The sequence below is a fragment of the Pseudomonas sp. Tul2A7 genome, assembly GCF_054790505.1.
This window is the reverse complement of record NZ_CP186499.1, coordinates 1,727,941-1,743,415: the sequence shown is the minus strand read 5'-3', so window position 1 is coordinate 1,743,415 and position 15,475 is coordinate 1,727,941. Positions and strand designations below refer to the sequence as shown.

Below are 15,475 nucleotides of genomic sequence, written 5' to 3'. Positions count from 1 at the left end.
GTCGACCCCCGCTTTCCTTGTTGGAGCCACACTGTAGTGACCGGTCTGGAGGGAGCATCGATGCTGAATATTGCTGAATTGCCCGATGCAGTATTCCAATGGAAGCTCCATTGTTGAAGGCTTGATTTGAACACATTGGCTGGGTAGCGCCCGCTAAGCTACAGATCCTGCAAGGCACTCTCCACGTCCGTCCAGAGCTCAACAGTGGTGTCGTCGGCCCATTCCTCGCCCATAGAGGGGCAAAGGTACGCGCTTCGCCAAAATGGCATGATCCTAGTGCGCAAAACAGGGAGGCAGACCACGATAATCCGGTAGGCCCATCGTATTAATTCTCATGTTTCGTACCAAAACAAGCTTTGCTATGCCTAGTGGCTGAATTTCCGGGATTTTCCTAATCGTTTTGTGAGCAGCTGCACCGTCAGTAAAAAGTAATAGCGTGTCGATTCCGCATACCTATTCACGTGGTGATTTAAGAACCACTCGAAATGCTTTTGCTTCCACGTCCATGGATTGTCTCGATGCCAGCGGTCGGCAATTGCAATCTGGATGGCCTTGGCCTGCCGAATGTGGCGCAATCGTGTGGTATGCGATCCGCTCAGGACGCTCGCCAGGAATAGCTCCATATCGAATGCTTTACTCATGTCCGGCCACCGATGTACGCCGATACCACGTCGATTCGACCGTGTCCCAGCTCATAGCTGATTTTTAATCGTGCCTCTCGATCAAGGTGTGGATCGAGCCGTCTGCACCCGCCACTGTTGGTGGGCGCTAGGTGATGGGTGATCTGTTCATAGCGCTCGCACGCGTAGGCCGCGCGCAATTCGTGGAACCCTTTGAGGTAGTGCTTATGGAGGATGTCCCGCGCGAGGCGAACGATCCGCTGTTGGAAACTTAGGTAGCTTTCATCCGGTGCCAGCAGGTTGCGGCTACCATCGGGCGAGACCTGATGGGCGAATGCCAGGGCATCGCGGATGTAATCGTTCACTGTGATCCAGCGAGGTGCCGACGCGCCTGAGCGGCCACCCTTGGTGCCGTCTTGGATGTTGATCTTGCCGTATTGTTCGGCCTCACGATTAAGGCGCGGAAGGTCGGCCAAGATCGCCTCGCGCAAGCGCATGCCAGTGGCGCGCGCCAAGAGGGCGATGGCGGCAGCACGTGGATGCTGTTCACGAAGCGCTTCGACGATGCGCATAACTTGCTCATGAGCTTGGCCTTGGGGAGCGGTTGTGCGAACGGTGGTCCGTTGCATTCCCAGCGCGTCACTCGGGCTCGGCACTTTTACATACTGATCACCACGAAGCGCGGCCATGGTCTGGTTCACGCTGGACAACCGGTTTTGCGCGGTGGCGGTGCCTATAACGCCTTGTTCTACTTGCTTACGCAGATGTCCTGCGTAGTCCAGCAAGGTCTGCCGATCAATCTGGCGCGCGTCGTTAAACCCGGGTCCATCCTCCGACCGACACCAGCGCACAAACGCCTGCCACCGATCACTGTGTGCTTTGACCGTGCCGTAATGCCCGCCGCCAAACATGTCCCGCAACGCCTGTGCCCCGGCATAACTCAATTGCCGGCCATAGCCAAAATTTCGCCCGTTTCGTCTACCTACCAATGCCATGATCAAACTCCTCTCGAAGCCAAAACCTTTGAAACTTTCCCCACGTCATCCCGCCAAGAATGTTGAGTGTTATCAGGGATCAAGGCCCCTGCGACCTGTGAGGTTTGTCCACTGACGCGGGACTGGCGGCTCTTTACGACCGAGAGCTTGGGCATCTCATGATCTGGCCTCCTGAACACCGATAGCGGTGGGCGGGTGGAGGCTGCACTGGCTGACGAGACCGGTGCCGCGAGATCCTGAGTCAGGTGAAGGCAGCGAGGCGATGACCGGGGCATACCTGACTGTCAGTCAGGGGCAGTCCATTCCGTGGGCTGCGGCATCATCATCGGCATCTCTGTGGCGAGTGAGCATTCGGTGTTTGTCATGCCGATTGTCACGAGGGGGAAAGCCGCCAAGCCCGATGCGAGCAGGGCTGCAGCAGTTTGAAAGGCGCCCGTCTCTTTCCGGAAGAAAGAGACGGGCGCAGGTTGGCGCAATGAAATGGCCAAGCGGATAGGTTGCTGCAGGGCAGCTATAAAGGGGTATGAGTTGCCGCAGTGGGCACTCTGGTAGAAGTAGGCATCCATCACATCGCTGTGACCGTGCGAGCCACCGGACGCTAATCGCACTTTGGGAGAACCACCACCGTGTGGCGTAGCCTTAAAGGTTCTGGCTACCTGGGTTGCTGTCGACGACAGCGTTTTGCCCGATCTTTTCTACGCCTGTGGATAATTCGGGTCAAGACACCAATTTTCGGGAGTTCTGCGGCTGTGGATGAAATTATCCACCGGTGGAAATCTGTGGTTTTCCACAGACAGTTGCGTGGGCTTTAGTTTTTTTTAAGTGAGGTCCATCCAAGCAGGGCGGCTTTGCGGCCCTGTTTAGATGGACCCGCGTGGACAAGCGGATCACTGAGATATGAAGACCGAGCGCTTACTCGGTTGCGCCACGTTTTGCTTTTAGGCGAGTGACGTTCGCTCCGGTCTGGTTCGCGAACTCGTGTGGAGTGATATGTTCCTGCCGGTTCGCCTCTAGGTACCGGCTCCACCAGTTCATGATCAGCCTGCGCTCCTCGATGAACTCGGCCTTGTGGATGTAAGCGGCGCGGACGTTGTTGCGCTCCTTGTGGCTCATCTGCCGTTCAATAGCCGTCTCCGACCACAATCCTGACTCGATCAGTGCGCTGCAGGCCATCGAACGAAATCCATGCCCGCAGATATCGGTTTTGGTGTCGTATCCCATCGTCCGAAGCGCGTTGTTCACGGTATTTTCGGACATGGGCTTCCAGGGTTTGGCATCCCCTGCGAAGACCAATGCGAATTTGCCTGTGAGTGCATGGATTTTTTCGAGTAGCGCCACTGCTTGCGGCGATAAGGGTACTAAATGGATATCCCCTGCCATCTTCGTACCCCTTGTGGAAAAGGGTACTCCCTCCAACGCAGGTCGAGTGTCCGGTATCTCCCAGGTGCCGCGCTTGAGGTCGAACTCGCTCCAGCCGGCGAAACGCAGCTCGCTGGACCGTACAAACACATGCAGCGACAGCATCACCGTCAGACGGGTAAGTGCCCGGCCTTTATAGGTGTCGATCCGCTCCTGCAGTTCCGGCAGTCGCGATAAGGGTAGAGCGGGGCGATGTACCACCCGCGGGGCTTTGATCGAGCCTTCGAGATCGTAAGCAGGGTTTATGGCAATAAGTCGGAGGCGCTTTGCCTCGCGCATGATGCTCTGCAGGTAGTTTTGTACCCTTAAAGCAACGTCGATCGTTCCGCGCTTCTTGATCGCTTCCAAGGGCTGCATAAGGTCATGGGTATCGAGATCAACAATGGCGCGTGCGCCGATCAGCGGGAATACGTGGGTTTTGAGGCGGCTCATCACTGTCTTGGAATGGCCTGGCGCCCACTTGGCCGACATTTCCGTATGCCAGTCGAGCGCAACGCTTTCAAAGGTTCTGCCTTTGATTACGGCTTCCGCCTTAGCTTGGTGCTTGGTCTCTATAGGATCAACGCCATCTGCCAGCATTCGCTTGACTTCCAAGCGCTTGCGGCGCGCATCGGCGAGGCCAATGACGGGGTAGTTGCCGAACGAGGTCAGTCCTTCCCGTCCGTCAGGTTTGACGTAACGGAGCCGCCAGCCTTTGCGGCCATTGGGTTGGACTAGGAGATAGAGGCCATCGCCGTCGAAAAGCTTGTAGGCGCGGTCTGTAGGTTTTGCCAAGCGGCAAGCTGCGCCGGAGAGCGGAGCTGTGGTGCGCGACATAAGGGTACTCCCTTTTATCGAAGTGACCTGTATCCCAAACTCTACCCTTAAAACGGTTGGAATCCACCAGTTTCTGACGGAAACCGATGGAACGCCAAAACGAAAAAACCCGCCAGAAGGCGGGTTTTTCGGGGATTCCAGAGATTTTGAAAGCTTTCTATGGGACCTTGTATGGTGCCGGCACCAGGAGTCGAACCCGGGACCTACTGATTACAAGTCAGTTGCTCTACCAACTGAGCTATACCGGCGTTGTGGGCGACGATTATAGCGATTGGGAAGATCCTGTAAACCCCTGAATTCAGACTATTTTTACATCGCAGCAAATTAAGCCCTGCGCAATGCGTAACGCAGCATTTGCGCCTTACGCAAGATAGGGCTGTTTTGCAGGACAGGCAGTTGAGTTTCGGCTTTCGTGAGGCCGCAATTATTCGCTCGGTAAGCCCATTATTCGGCGGTTATGTCGTTTTGATTGGCAGCTTATGCACAACTGACAGCCACGAAATCGGATTCAGGCGGGGTTTTGTGAACCCATTCTCATTTTGTTCGCAAATCCCTGTTTTACAGGTTTTTTATTCATGTGAACAAAAAATGACCAGTGCTGTTAACGTAGAGAAACAGGCGCAGATATTGGATCCATGGGAAAACCATCAACAGAGTTATCCACAGGCTGCGATGTTTTAAACGCGTTCGGCCAGTAGCAGCAAATTACGCGGAGTCAGCGGGGTGTCGCAGAAGGTGCCGAGTCGGACGGCGTAGCCCTGTTCTTCAAGGAAAAGCGCTCGATCCAGATTCAGCCAAAGCTCCAGCGGCCGTCGGAACAATCCGCGAAGCAATTCGAGATTGCGAACTTCGGCTAACCGCTGCCAACCGGCCGCTTCCAATGCTGACCAATCTGGTGAGCCGATTGTGGATAACTCTTTGAGCGCGGCCAGATCGCGACAGTAATCGGCGAACGGTTTTTCCAGCCAGGCGCTGGGCAGGGAGGGCGTTGGCAGGTATTCGTCGACGCCGCGCACTTGCCGTTGCAGCAGGTCAAAGGCCAGGCGACGGGCCATTGAGGTGTCACGCTGACGTCGGACGCGAGCACCGGCGGTGACGGTTTCACTCATTGGCAGCGCCAGATCTTCCAGCGAGAGCTGTAGGAACGTTCTCGATCCAGCCGAGGACAATGGCTGATATTCGCTGCGACTGATGCGGTTGTAGCAGCAAGGCGCAATTGCCATTTGCTGGCAACCCACAGCACTGGCCAGTTGCATCAATCGCACATGCAGGTCACCGCAGGCGTGAAGGGCGACGGGCGTGTGATTCGCGCTCAATACAGCAGAGGCGTCCGCCGCCAGGACATCCTGTTCCACATGCAAAGCGTGCAAGTGATGACGCTGACTTAACGCCTGACCGCTGGCGACCAATAAAGGATCGTATTCAACGCAAGTCAGTTGCTGCCCCGCAGCCAACAAGCGTCGCCCCAAATGCCCCTTGCCCGAACACCAGTCCAGCCAATGCGTCGGCTGCGAGGCAAAAGACAAGCGACTGGCAAACGCCTCGATCTGCTGCCACTTACGCCCCGGCACATCGACATTCAATCGATGCCCCGCAGCCTCCAGCGCATGTCCCGGCAACTCGCCAATCGAGCTCAACTCAGCCGACATCGCCGCCAATGAAGCGAACGGCTTCGGCGCATCGGCAAGATCAGCAGGTTGGTTGTGAGCGCTTTCCGCGTCTTCCAGTGAGCGCCCACGCAGCCAAGAGGCCAGCTCCGGGTAGGATTCTTCCCAAGGAAGATGTAGATGAGTGAACGGTCGAGGTTTCCACAGCGCCTGATGCTCAATCAAAAAAGCATTCAGCGCCGTGAAACGGGCGAGTAAGTCCTCGCCCGTCAGCACGTGGGAAATGTCAGCGCCCTTGGCAGGCATCGACGCGCAGCCAGCGCTCCAGCAGCTTGAAGCCGCGTACCAGCACGTAAGCCATCAGCAGATAGAACACGCCCGCCGCGAAGAAGATCTCCACCGGCAGATAGGTGCGCGCAATGATCGTGCGCGCCATGCCGGTCAGTTCCAGCAGAGTCACGGTGCTGGCCAGCGCACTGGCCTTGAGCATCAGGATCACTTCGTTGCTGTAGGCCGGCAGGCCGATGCGCGCGGCACGCGGGAGGATGATGTAGAACATCGCTTTGGGCTTGGACATGCCCAAAGCCCGCGCCGCTTCGATTTCGCCGGGTGGAATCGCCTGAATCGCCCCGCGCAAGATCTCGGCGATGTACGCCGCCGTGTGCAGCGTCATGGTCACGGTCGCACACCAGAACGGATCGCGCAGGTACGGCCACAACGCGCTTTCACGCACCGCGTCGAACTGCGCCAGGCCGTAATAGACCAGGAACAGTTGAACCAGCAACGGCGTGCCACGGAAAAAGAAGATGTAAGCGTAAGGCAGCGAGCGTACGTACCACAGCTTCGAAGAGCGGGCGATGCCCAGCGGAATTGCCAGCAACAGACCGGCAATCACGGCGATGGCGACCAGTTCCAGGGTCAGGGTCGCGCCCTGTGCCAGTTTCGGCAGCCACTTGATGATGACTTCCCAGTTCATTAAGCGCTCCTCGCAAAGCCGCGAGCGGCGCGTTTTTCCAGGAAGTGCATGCCGGTCATCGCCAGCACCGTAAGGCCCAGGTACATGATCGCGGCGACCATATAGAAGGTGAACGGTTGTTTCGACACGGTTACGCCGATTTGCGCGTGACGCATGATTTCTTCCAGGCCAATCACCGAGACCAGCGCGGTGTCTTTCATCAGGATCATGAACAGATTTCCCAGGCCGGGCAGGGCGATGCGCCACATCTGCGGCATGATCAGACGGGTGAAAATCCGCCATTTCGACAGGCCCAGGGCCTGGCCGGCCTCACGGTGGCCTTTGGGAATGGCGAGGATCGCGCCGCGAAACACTTCCGTGGCGTAGGCGCCGAAGCACAAGCCCAGGGCGATCACGCCAGCGGCGAAAGCGTTGAGTTGCAGGTCGGGGTTGCCGAAGAACTCACCGAGGGCGCGCATCAGGTTGACCGTACCGAAGTAGATCAACAGCACCCAGAGCAATTCCGGGACGCCACGCACCAGGGTCGAATAAGTGCCGCCAAGCCATTGCAGCGGCTTGTACGGGGAAGTCTTGGCCAAGGCGCCGAGCAGACCGAGCACCAGTCCCAGGCACAGGGCCGTAAGGGCCAGTTGGACGGTCATCAGCGCGCCGGCAGCGAGGGCCGGGCCGAATCCGTAGAGGTCGATAATCATGGGTTTCTGTTCAAATTGCGGCAGGCAAAGTCGGGAGCTGGCGCCGTTGCATCACGGCGCCAGTCCCACAGGTCAGGATCAGTAGATGCTGAACGGGAAGTACTTGTCGTTGATCTTCTTGTAGGTACCGTCGGCGACGATTTCCTTCAGGGCAGCGTTCAACTTCTCACGCAGTGGATCGCCTTTACGTACAGCGATGCCGATCTTGTCGCTTTCTACGACCGGGTCACCTTTGAACTCGTAGTTCTTGCCCGCGTCGCTTTTCAGCCAGTCATAGTTGGCGTACTTGTCAGCGAGGATCGCGTCGACACGACCGGAGGTCAGGTCGAGGTAGGCGTTTTCCTGGGTGTCGTAGAGGCTGACCTTGATGTCATCGGCGTAGGTGTCTTCCAGCCAGGTACCGGCCAGGGTCGCACGCTGGGTACCGATGGTCTTGCCTTTCAGCGAGTCTTTGTCGGTTTTGAAGTCGACGTTTTTCGGTGCGATGAACTGCAGCTTGTTCGAGTAGTACGGGTCGGTGAAGTCCACCGCGCCTTTGCGCTCGTCGGTGATCGACAGCGAGGAGATCAGGAAGTCGAACTTCTTCGCGTTCAGGGCCGGAATGATGCCGTCCCAGTCGGAAGTGACTACGGTGCACTCGACTTTCATCTTCGCGCAGAGGGCGTCGCCGATGTCTTTGTCGAAGCCGACCACGTTGCCGCTGGCATCTTTGTTGTTGAACGGCGGGTAGGCCGCTTCGATGCCCATCTTCAGGGTTTCAGCCATGGCACCGGCGCTGAACGCGAGGGTGACGGCGGCGGCCAGGAAGACCTTCTTGAAATTCTGCATGCATGTTGCTCCGTTAGCGGTTGCTGGACATGAATTGTTTGCAGCGCGCCGAAAGCGGGTTTTCGAACACCTGCTGAGGCGATCCTTGCTCTTCTATCAGGCCTTGGTGAAGGAACACCACTTCGCTGGAGACCTGACGGGCGAAGCCCATTTCGTGGGTCACGAGCAGCATGGTGCGGCCTTCTTCGGCCAATGCGCGGATGACACTAAGTACTTCCTGAACCATTTCCGGGTCAAGCGCCGAGGTGGGCTCGTCGAACAGGATCACCTTCGGTTGCATCGCCAGCGTGCGGGCGATTGCCGCTCGCTGTTGCTGACCGCCGGACAATTGCGCCGGATACGCATGGCGCTTGTCGGCGATGCCGACCTTGGCCAGCAGCGCTTCGGCGACTTCGATCGCCTCGGCTTTGCTCTGGCCGAGCACGCGACGCGGTGCCTCGATGATGTTGTCGAGGATGCTCATGTGCGGCCATAGATTAAAGTTTTGAAACACAAAACCAATCTCGGAGCGCAGGCGGTTGATCTGTTTGCCGTCGGCGGCAACCAGTTCGCCATTTTTGGCGGCCTTGAGCTTGAGTTCTTCACCGGCCACCAGAATCTGGCCCTGGTGCGGGTTTTCCAACAGGTTGATGCAACGCAGGAACGTGGACTTGCCGGAACCGGAGGAACCGAGGATCGAGATCACATCGCCGTCGCGGGCGGTCAGCGAGATGCCTTTGAGCACCTCCAGCTGTCCGTAGCGTTTGTGCAAGTTGCGGATTTCAAGCGCGGGCGTGGCCTCAGCCATGTGCGTTCCTCATATATGTTGCGCTCCTGCTGTTGGATGGCCTTCCTGGCGAGGCGGCCAAGCTAGCATAGCGTTTCAATGGCAGCCAACAGCGCTACGAGCGGTTAACGGGTGGCATGTGGCAGGTTGTCGCATCGGCACAGCAGACTGTCGCCCCATCAACAACCGAACGGGTGTTTGATCGTGCAAACCCGTGGGTGTCGCGTAAAAAAAGGCGCGATGTTGCCAGCTTTGGCGGGGTGTTGGAAGCGCTATCCGGCCGATCGTTCCTGATTCGCCCTTTTATTGTGCATCCCACACTTTTTCAGTGTGTTTCTGGTGCGCTGTTTCGTTTGAAAAGTGAGTCGCAGGGTAACGCTCTGGCGGATTGCCATTAAATCCAAGGACTTGCGATGACTGTCCGGTCGCGCGCAAAGCCGCAGCACAGAAGAGTTTGAAACATTTTGGCGCAAAACTTGCGTGCAGAATAAGGAACGCCCCGTTGGTTTCTTTTTACGAGAAAGAAAATGCCAGACGGGCCGGACGCAATCGCTTTCCTTGCAAAGGTAGTTTCGATGAGCAGTACCCCAAGCTCCAATGGCCTCGAACAGGGGCTCAAACCGCGTCATGTGACCATGTTGTCGATCGCCGGTGTAATCGGCGCCGGTCTGTTCGTTGGCTCCGGCCACGCCATCGCTGCCGCCGGCCCTGCTGTGCTGCTGGCCTACGCCGCCGCCGGTACCCTGGTGGTTTTAGTGATGCGCATGCTCGGCGAAATGGCCGTTGCCTCGCCGGACACTGGCTCCTTCTCGACGTACGCCGACCGTGCCATCGGGCACTGGGCCGGTTTCACCATCGGCTGGTTGTACTGGTGGTTCTGGGTGTTGGTGATTCCGCTGGAAGCCAACGCCGCTGCGACCATCCTGCACGCATGGTTCCCTGACGTCGGCATCTGGGCGTTCGCGCTGGTCATCACCATGCTCCTGACCATCACCAACCTGTTCAGCGTGAAGAATTACGGCGAGTTCGAATTCTGGTTCGCGCTGATCAAAGTGCTGGCAATCATCGGCTTCATCATCCTCGGCCTTGCGGCGATCTTCGGCTTTCTGCCGAACAGCCAGGTCAGCGGCGTTTCGCATCTGTTCGACAGCGGCGGCTTCCTGCCCAACGGCATGGGCGCGGTACTGGGTGCGATCCTGACCACCATGTTCTCCTTCATGGGGACCGAGATCGTGACCATCGCGGCCGCGGAATCGAAGAACCCGGGCAAGCAGATCTCCAAGGCCACCAACTCGGTGATCTGGCGGATTGGCTTGTTCTATCTCGTGTCGATCTTCATCGTTGTCGCCCTGGTGCCGTGGAACGATCCTACGCTGGCCAACCTCGGTTCCTACCAGACCGTGCTTGAGCGCATGGGCATTCCTAACGCGAAAATGATCGTCGACATCGTGGTACTGGTCGCTGTGACCAGTTGCCTGAACTCGGCGCTGTATACCTCGTCGCGCATGCTCTTCTCCCTCGGCAAGCGTGGTGATGCACCGGCCATGGCGACTCGGGTGAACAAAAGCGGTACGCCTTACTGGGCGGTGATGCTGTCCACCGGCGCGGCGTTCCTGTGCACCTTCGCCAACTACGTGGCCCCGGCTGCGGTGTTCGAATTCCTGCTGGCCAGCTCCGGTGCGATCGCACTGTTGGTGTACCTGGTGATCGCCTTCTCGCAACTGCGCATGCGTAAACAACGCATGGCACGCGGCGAGAAAATCGTCTTCAGCATGTGGCTGTTCCCGGGCCTGACCTACGCGGTGATCATCTTCATCGTCGCGGCCCTGACCATCATGCTGTTCCAGGAAGCGCATCGCGTGGAGATCCTCGCGACTGGCCTGCTGAGTTTGATGGTGGTGGCAGCCGGTCTGCTGGTGGCACGCCGTCGCAAGCTGGAAAAACGTGGCGCGGTGGTGTTGAACTGATCCGTAACGCGTAATGCAAAACGGCCGCTGTCAGTGATGACGAGCGGCCGCTTTTGTTTGTGAGCGTTGTTTATTCGCTCTTGTCTTCCTGCGCATCTACCGACTTGCCATAAGCATCCAGCGCAACCCCGAAATCGGTGATGAACTGCGGTTCGCTCAGCCAGGCCTGGGCTTCTTCGATCGTTACGCCTTCGGCCCACATGCGGTAGTCGATCAGCATGTCGGCGGCCAGGTGGGTGGCGGCCATGCCTTCGTTGTCGGCGTTTTCCATGTCCAGCAGCTCTGGATGGTCAACGATGACGAACGCCAGTTCGCGCAGCAGGGTCAGCAGCATCTCGTTGCGGCTGATGGCTTCGGCGTCGCGCATTTTGCTGAACATTGCCAGGACGTACTCCGGCACCGGCTCGGCGAGGTGGTCGAGGTCTTCGTCCTGTTCCAGCGGCTTGCGGCCGACCATACGGATTTGCTTGGCTTTGGCCTTGGCGCGTTTGGCGCGTTTCTGTTGCTTGTTCAGGGATGCCATGGGAACTCAGTTCTTCTGTTGGGTTTGCGCGGCGATTGCGTCGGACGCCGCCACATAGTCGGCCTGGAAGGCCGGTGATTCGATCCACGCCAGTGCGCCGGCCTCGTCGGTTTCCTGCGACCACTGGCGATACTCGATCAGTGCGGCAAGGATGAAGTCCATCGCGCCTTCTTCGCCTTCCTGTTCGTAAACCAGTTCCAGCAACGGGTCTTCGAGGAAGGCGCTGCACAGCGCTTGCTGGCTGATCTTCTCGGCGTCGATCATTTTCTTGAACAGCTCGGTCAGGTCCACCGATTCGAAGTCGATGCGGTCATCGTTCGGGTCCAGCTCGACCGGCACTTCGGCGCGTTTGGTGCGGTTCTGTTTGGCCTTGGTTTTGGCCCGGGTGGCGCGTTTTTGCTGCTTGTTGGCGGAGGCCATGATGTGTTCCGTCGTGCGTTGAGAGGGGCTCAGCTGCGCGGGACTTGCCGCCCGGGCGTGTCGGGGGCCAGTGTGCCGGTTTGCAGCCAGGTCAGAGCGATGGGCCATAGTGTGGCTTGGTATGCGTTGCGAAAAAAGGCGAAATGTCCGACTTGTTGTTCGTTGATGTCCTGCGGGGTGATGCGCAGGTGGGTTTTTTCAGCGTTGTCGAAGTAGCCGAGCAGGCGTTCGATGGCGGGAATCGTGCCGTAGGGATCGTCGCTGATGCTGATGGCGAGGGTTTTTGCGCGGACATTAGCGAAGGGCAGGGCGCCGGGTTTGTCCACGAGTGAGCGACCGCTCGGTCGGTCTTCGTAACGCGCGGCAGGCGTGCTCCAGTCGCGCACAACGCCTGTCGGTGTATCTTCCAGCCAGCCGAGACGTTTACCCGGGAAGAACCCGCAGAACAGCGTCAGCAACGGCATCACGACATGCCATTTGCCGAACATGCGCCAGCGATGCTCGGGGGCGTAATCGCGCCAGTACGCGAACTGCGCGCCGACGGTGACCAACCGTCGGATAATCTGTCCGGACTCGGCCAGCCCCGCCGCACAACCGCCAAAGCTGTGGCCGACCACATCGATCGGCTGACCGGGAAACTCTCGTTGTGCGCGTTTGAGCATCGCTTCGAAATCCAGTGCGCCCCAATCTGTCCACGAGGCGCTCAAGCCTTTGATCGACGCGGATCGTGATTCGCCGATGCCGCGGTAGTCGTAGGTCATTACGTCGAAGCCGTTTGCGAACAGATAAGCCGCGAAACGCGAGTAGTGGTGGCAACGTACCGACGTGGCGGCGTTGATGATCACTACCGGGCGTTGGCTATCAGGCAAGAACTGACGCCAAGTGAAACCACCAAGTGCAAAACCGTCGGCGGCAGCTTCTTTGAAAGGCTCACCTTGCTCAGCAGTCAAGTTTGGCGACCCGACTGCATGTCTTGCCTTGCGGGCGTGTCCTGACAGCTCATGACGCTCGACCTTGAAGAGTAAGTTGACAACGATAGTCTCAGCGCCGCCCGGCAACAATCCGCAAGTTTTACTCGGTGGATTGAGTGAGCCTGCGCTCCTCGATCAACGCCTGCTCGCGATTGAGTTCCGCGCGTAACTCGTCTTCACTCGGCAGGATCGTCTTGTAACTGCTGGCAAACAGTTGCTCATTGCCCTTGAGCATTGAGTAGCGCGCCACCGAGTCGTTGCTCTCGGCAGACAGAATAATCCCGACTGTCGGCTTGTCGCCCTCGCTGCGCATGAGTTCGTCGTACATGCGCACATACATGTCCATCTGCCCGACATCGCGGGCGCTGAGCTTGCCGCGTTTGAGATCAATGATCACAAAGCATTTGAGCAGGTAGTTGTAGAACACCAGATCGATGTACAGATCGACGCCGTCGGTACTGATGCGTTGTTGGCGGGCGACAAAGGAAAAGCCTTTGCCCAGCTCAAGCAGAAAGCCCTGCAGATGGTCGATGAGCGCTTGTTCGAGGCCGCTTTCCCTGACCTTGCCTGCCGAGGGCAGACCGAGAAATTCGAGCATGACGGGATCGCGAATGAATTCACGCGGATTGCATTTCATTGCTTCGATGTTGGTGGTGGCTTCTTCGATCACATCGGCTTTGTCTCGACTCATGAGAAGCCGCTCGTAGTAGAGCGTGAGGATCTGGCGGTCGAGGGCGCGGCTTGACCAGTTCAGGTTGGCGCATTCGTCCATGTACCAGTGGCGTGCTTTTTCATTGGTCACGCCCAGAAGCCGACGATAGTGGGTCCAGCTCAATTCGTGACGCAGTGCGTCACGAATTGGAAACGCCTGATAAAAGAGGCGCATATAACGCAGGTTGGAAGCGTCAAAGCCCTTCCCGAACTTCTCTGTCAGATCCTTTGCCAGCAGCGCTAGCAACTGTTTTCCATAGCCCGCACGCTGGGCTCCCTCTTGTTCAAACTCGACAATATGCCTGCCGATCTGCCAGCAGGTTTGCACTTGAATCGTGTCCACCGCACGCAGCACTTTTTGCCGCGCCTGGCGAATCAGTTCGCCCAGCTCCCCCAGCAACGAATCGATTTTCGGGTCTTGCGTGTCAGCAGGTTTTAGCGGGCTCATCGGCTCTTCCACATCGTTGGATACAGGCGTCAAAGCATGCCAAGAGTCGCCGCGTGGGTATGTCGGGCGAGCCGGTTAAATGGGACGGAAGAAGGGATTGATGTTGCAGGACGTTGCCGCTGAAAGATGCGCCAGAGAGTCATGGTCTGTAGTCCATTTCATACACGCGCCAAGTTCCAAACAATCTAAAACCCGCCCCGATACGCAAAATCTAAAAGGAGTAACGGTTGGGTTCTGCAAGAACCCGGGAGTCGTGATCATGAAACGCGTTCTTTCATTCATGCTGCCCATCGCCGCAGTTGCTGCATTGCTGTTTCCGGTGATGTTGCAGGCAGCCAGTCTTGAGCCCATCGACAGTGCCGGTGTGCAAGTTCAGCCGCAACAACAGAACGGCGTCATTTATCTGGCCGGCGGGATCGGTGAGGATGAGGCGAAGGCTATTCAACAAAGCAGCGGTTACAGCCTGCACATGACATTCGCCGTGGGCGCGCAAGATGAGTACACCGCTGATGTCGATGTAAGGATTGAAAAGTCTTCAGGGCAAACCGTACTTACGCTTAGCCAGACGGGCCCGCTGGTGTATGTGCAATTGCTGCCCGGCAAGTACACGGTGGTGGCCACGCGTAAAGGCGAAACGCGGCACGACGTGACCGACGTTGGCAGCGGCACCCCGCGCAATCTGGTGTTCCACTGGAATGACGCTGGATAGCGATAGGTGTGATGGCAGAGTTGAGGCGCGGGTACAATCGCGCGCCTCATCTTTTGTGACGTAGGGAAGCGCTGGTTTGAAAGGGATTTTGCGTGCTGTTGGTATTGCAGGCCTGGTGTTGCAGTTGGCCGGCTGCGGAACGTTTATCGGGCGTTTGAATGACGGTTTGTCCGATGCTCAGTATTACCGAGGGGTTGATGGCAACCTGCACCTGCTGGGTGTACGTGGTGGGGGCAGCGATGGCATGCCGGCGGCGATCGTCTGTTACATGATGATTGTCTGCCCGCTCATCACCGTCGTATCCCTGCCAGTGGATGCCGCGCTGGATACGGTTCTGCTGCCTGTCGATTACATCAATACGCTTTAGGTTTTCTTTGCGCGGCGTTTGCGATTCGCTGGCTTCGACGGCTTCTGCACTTTGCGGTAGATCCACACGCCGAACACCGCAATTGCCAGCAGCAACACCATGACGACGCCTTGCCGCACAAATTCAAACCAGAACCGCCGGGGTTGCTCGGCCAAGGTGTAGGTGCTGCGCGGGCCACGGTTGGTGGTGGTGATGGAGCCGCTGATCCAGCTGTCGATCAGCATCCAGATTGATGCGCCAATGGCGAAGGCAATCAGCACAACAAAGAGCACGGTCAGCCAGTAACTCGTGCGGCTCTGACGATAGGGCGGCGGATGAGGCAGGGGGACGCGGGTTCGTTTCTGGTTCATCGCGGGGATGACCCTCTTCCGTAAGGGGTCGCCAAAATAGCGCGTATTCAGCTGACTGAAACACTACTCACCCAATCGCAGGCATAAAAAAACCCTGAATCTTGCGATTCAGGGTTTTCGGTATTTGGTGCCCAGAGACGGAATCGAACCGCCGACACGGGGATTTTCAATCCCCTGCTCTACCGACTGAGCTATCTGGGCAACGGGGCGCATTAAAAGGGTTTTTCGGATTTACGTCAACGACTTTTTTAAAATTTCTTAAATTAATTCCGTCGCTTACGATCCCACCC

At 57.7% G+C, this 15,475-nt stretch carries 16 protein-coding genes, 2 tRNA genes and 1 pseudogene; 4 read left to right on the top strand and 15 right to left on the bottom strand.

Features of this window, described 5'->3' with window-relative positions; all coding sequences use genetic code 11:
• Positions 1-365 precede the first annotated feature (365 nt).
• From ACOYXJ_RS07830 to ACOYXJ_RS07815, 4 genes are all read right to left on the bottom strand, one after another.
• The gene (locus ACOYXJ_RS07830) at positions 366-641 is read right to left on the bottom strand and encodes a hypothetical protein (protein WP_460368784.1); all 276 of its coding nucleotides are present in this window, start codon (positions 639-641) and stop codon (positions 366-368) included.
• Entirely contained in the window at positions 638-1,615 is a 978-nt protein-coding gene (locus tag ACOYXJ_RS07825; RefSeq protein ID WP_460104791.1) for an integrase domain-containing protein, read from the bottom strand. The genes ACOYXJ_RS07830 and ACOYXJ_RS07825 overlap by 4 nt, the downstream gene beginning before the upstream one ends.
• A 912-nt stretch (positions 1,616-2,527) precedes the next feature.
• Positions 2,528-3,850 (bottom strand): tyrosine-type recombinase/integrase, encoded by a 1,323-nt coding sequence (locus ACOYXJ_RS07820; protein ID WP_460368782.1) that lies wholly within the window; start codon positions 3,848-3,850, stop codon positions 2,528-2,530.
• 172 nt (positions 3,851-4,022) lie between these two features.
• Positions 4,023-4,098 (bottom strand) — tRNA-Thr (locus ACOYXJ_RS07815).
• Positions 4,099-4,246: 148 nt separating this feature from the next.
• Between ACOYXJ_RS07815 and ACOYXJ_RS07810 the strand changes: the two genes are divergently transcribed.
• Positions 4,247-4,531 (top strand): hypothetical protein, encoded by a 285-nt coding sequence (locus tag ACOYXJ_RS07810; RefSeq protein WP_460368780.1) that lies wholly within the window; start codon positions 4,247-4,249, stop codon positions 4,529-4,531.
• Here the strand turns inward: ACOYXJ_RS07810 and ACOYXJ_RS07805 are convergent.
• The 5 genes from ACOYXJ_RS07805 to ACOYXJ_RS07785 all read right to left on the bottom strand — a co-directional run bounded on the left by ACOYXJ_RS07805 (position 4,528) and on the right by ACOYXJ_RS07785 (position 8,740).
• The gene (locus ACOYXJ_RS07805) at positions 4,528-5,763 is read right to left on the bottom strand and encodes a methyltransferase (RefSeq protein WP_460368778.1); all 1,236 of its coding nucleotides are present in this window, start codon (positions 5,761-5,763) and stop codon (positions 4,528-4,530) included. The two genes, ACOYXJ_RS07810 and ACOYXJ_RS07805, sit on opposite strands and share 4 nt — an antisense overlap.
• Positions 5,744-6,433, bottom strand: coding sequence for an ABC transporter permease (locus tag ACOYXJ_RS07800; protein ID WP_007909164.1), 690 nt, complete (start codon positions 6,431-6,433; stop codon positions 5,744-5,746). The genes ACOYXJ_RS07805 and ACOYXJ_RS07800 overlap by 20 nt, the downstream gene beginning before the upstream one ends.
• Positions 6,433-7,125 (bottom strand): ABC transporter permease, encoded by a 693-nt coding sequence (locus ACOYXJ_RS07795; RefSeq protein WP_007909165.1) that lies wholly within the window; start codon positions 7,123-7,125, stop codon positions 6,433-6,435. Before ACOYXJ_RS07795 ends, ACOYXJ_RS07800 begins: the two co-directional genes overlap by 1 nt.
• 78 nt (positions 7,126-7,203) lie before the next feature.
• Positions 7,204-7,953, bottom strand: a complete 750-nt coding sequence (locus ACOYXJ_RS07790; RefSeq protein ID WP_008080539.1) for an ABC transporter substrate-binding protein — start codon at positions 7,951-7,953, stop codon at positions 7,204-7,206.
• 13 nt (positions 7,954-7,966) lie between these two features.
• Positions 7,967-8,740: an ABC transporter ATP-binding protein gene (locus ACOYXJ_RS07785; RefSeq protein WP_007909167.1), complete on the bottom strand. Its 774-nt coding sequence runs from the start codon at positions 8,738-8,740 to the stop codon at positions 7,967-7,969.
• Between the two features lie 554 nt (positions 8,741-9,294).
• Between ACOYXJ_RS07785 and gabP the strand changes: the two genes are divergently transcribed.
• Positions 9,295-10,686, top strand: coding sequence for a GABA permease (gene gabP / locus ACOYXJ_RS07780; RefSeq protein WP_127925477.1), 1,392 nt, complete (start codon positions 9,295-9,297; stop codon positions 10,684-10,686).
• 70 nt (positions 10,687-10,756) lie between these two features.
• Here gabP and ACOYXJ_RS07775 read toward each other — a convergent pair whose 3' ends face one another.
• The 4 genes and pseudogenes from ACOYXJ_RS07775 to ACOYXJ_RS07760 form a co-directional block, all read right to left on the bottom strand.
• Positions 10,757-11,209, bottom strand: a complete 453-nt coding sequence (locus tag ACOYXJ_RS07775) for a hypothetical protein (protein ID WP_150794170.1) — start codon at positions 11,207-11,209, stop codon at positions 10,757-10,759.
• Positions 11,210-11,215: 6 nt separating this feature from the next.
• On the bottom strand, positions 11,216-11,629 hold the full coding sequence (locus ACOYXJ_RS07770; RefSeq protein WP_460368775.1) for a hypothetical protein: 414 nt from the start codon (positions 11,627-11,629) through the stop codon (positions 11,216-11,218).
• Positions 11,630-11,658: 29 nt separating this feature from the next.
• A pseudogene (locus tag ACOYXJ_RS07765) lies at positions 11,659-12,632 on the bottom strand (alpha/beta hydrolase family protein).
• A gap of 68 nt (positions 12,633-12,700) precedes the next feature.
• Positions 12,701-13,759 (bottom strand): PDDEXK nuclease domain-containing protein, encoded by a 1,059-nt coding sequence (locus ACOYXJ_RS07760; RefSeq protein WP_460368773.1) that lies wholly within the window; start codon positions 13,757-13,759, stop codon positions 12,701-12,703.
• A gap of 259 nt (positions 13,760-14,018) precedes the next feature.
• Here ACOYXJ_RS07760 and ACOYXJ_RS07755 point away from each other — a divergent pair, with 259 nt between their 5' ends.
• Both ACOYXJ_RS07755 and ACOYXJ_RS07750 read left to right on the top strand, forming a co-directional pair.
• Positions 14,019-14,468 carry a carboxypeptidase regulatory-like domain-containing protein gene (locus ACOYXJ_RS07755; protein ID WP_460368771.1) on the top strand — a complete coding sequence of 150 codons (450 nt, stop codon included), beginning with the start codon at positions 14,019-14,021 and terminating at the stop codon, positions 14,466-14,468.
• Positions 14,469-14,544: 76 nt separating this feature from the next.
• The gene (locus ACOYXJ_RS07750; RefSeq protein WP_150794166.1) at positions 14,545-14,835 is read left to right on the top strand and encodes a YceK/YidQ family lipoprotein; all 291 of its coding nucleotides are present in this window, start codon (positions 14,545-14,547) and stop codon (positions 14,833-14,835) included.
• Here the strand turns inward: ACOYXJ_RS07750 and ACOYXJ_RS07745 are convergent.
• On the bottom strand, positions 14,832-15,185 hold the full coding sequence (locus ACOYXJ_RS07745) for a hypothetical protein (RefSeq protein ID WP_150794165.1): 354 nt from the start codon (positions 15,183-15,185) through the stop codon (positions 14,832-14,834). The genes ACOYXJ_RS07750 and ACOYXJ_RS07745 overlap by 4 nt on opposite strands.
• Before the next feature lie 125 nt (positions 15,186-15,310).
• A tRNA-Phe gene (locus tag ACOYXJ_RS07740) sits at positions 15,311-15,386 on the bottom strand.
• Between the last annotated feature and the right edge of the window lie 89 nt (positions 15,387-15,475).

Excerpts from the sequence above, each read along its gene's own strand:
- ACOYXJ_RS07745 (WP_150794165.1), bottom strand. The coding sequence starts at position 15,185 with ATGAACCAGAAACGAACCCGCGTCCCCCTGCCTCATCCGCCGCCCTAT.
- ACOYXJ_RS07760 (WP_460368773.1), bottom strand. The coding sequence starts at position 13,759 with ATGAGCCCGCTAAAACCTGCTGACACGCAAGACCCGAAAATCGATTCG.
- ACOYXJ_RS07775 (WP_150794170.1), bottom strand. The coding sequence starts at position 11,209 with ATGGCATCCCTGAACAAGCAACAGAAACGCGCCAAACGCGCCAAGGCC.
- ACOYXJ_RS07820 (WP_460368782.1), bottom strand. The coding sequence starts at position 3,850 with ATGTCGCGCACCACAGCTCCGCTCTCCGGCGCAGCTTGCCGCTTGGCA.
- ACOYXJ_RS07830 (WP_460368784.1), bottom strand. The coding sequence starts at position 641 with ATGAGTAAAGCATTCGATATGGAGCTATTCCTGGCGAGCGTCCTGAGC.
- ACOYXJ_RS07785 (WP_007909167.1), bottom strand. The coding sequence starts at position 8,740 with ATGGCTGAGGCCACGCCCGCGCTTGAAATCCGCAACTTGCACAAACGC.
- ACOYXJ_RS07755 (WP_460368771.1), top strand. The coding sequence starts at position 14,019 with ATGAAACGCGTTCTTTCATTCATGCTGCCCATCGCCGCAGTTGCTGCA.
- gabP (WP_127925477.1), top strand. The coding sequence starts at position 9,295 with ATGAGCAGTACCCCAAGCTCCAATGGCCTCGAACAGGGGCTCAAACCG.
- ACOYXJ_RS07805 (WP_460368778.1), bottom strand. The coding sequence starts at position 5,763 with ATGCCTGCCAAGGGCGCTGACATTTCCCACGTGCTGACGGGCGAGGAC.
- ACOYXJ_RS07795 (WP_007909165.1), bottom strand. The coding sequence starts at position 7,125 with ATGATTATCGACCTCTACGGATTCGGCCCGGCCCTCGCTGCCGGCGCG.
- ACOYXJ_RS07825 (WP_460104791.1), bottom strand. The coding sequence starts at position 1,615 with ATGGCATTGGTAGGTAGACGAAACGGGCGAAATTTTGGCTATGGCCGG.
- ACOYXJ_RS07790 (WP_008080539.1), bottom strand. The coding sequence starts at position 7,953 with ATGCAGAATTTCAAGAAGGTCTTCCTGGCCGCCGCCGTCACCCTCGCG.
- ACOYXJ_RS07770 (WP_460368775.1), bottom strand. The coding sequence starts at position 11,629 with ATGGCCTCCGCCAACAAGCAGCAAAAACGCGCCACCCGGGCCAAAACC.
- ACOYXJ_RS07800 (WP_007909164.1), bottom strand. The coding sequence starts at position 6,433 with ATGAACTGGGAAGTCATCATCAAGTGGCTGCCGAAACTGGCACAGGGC.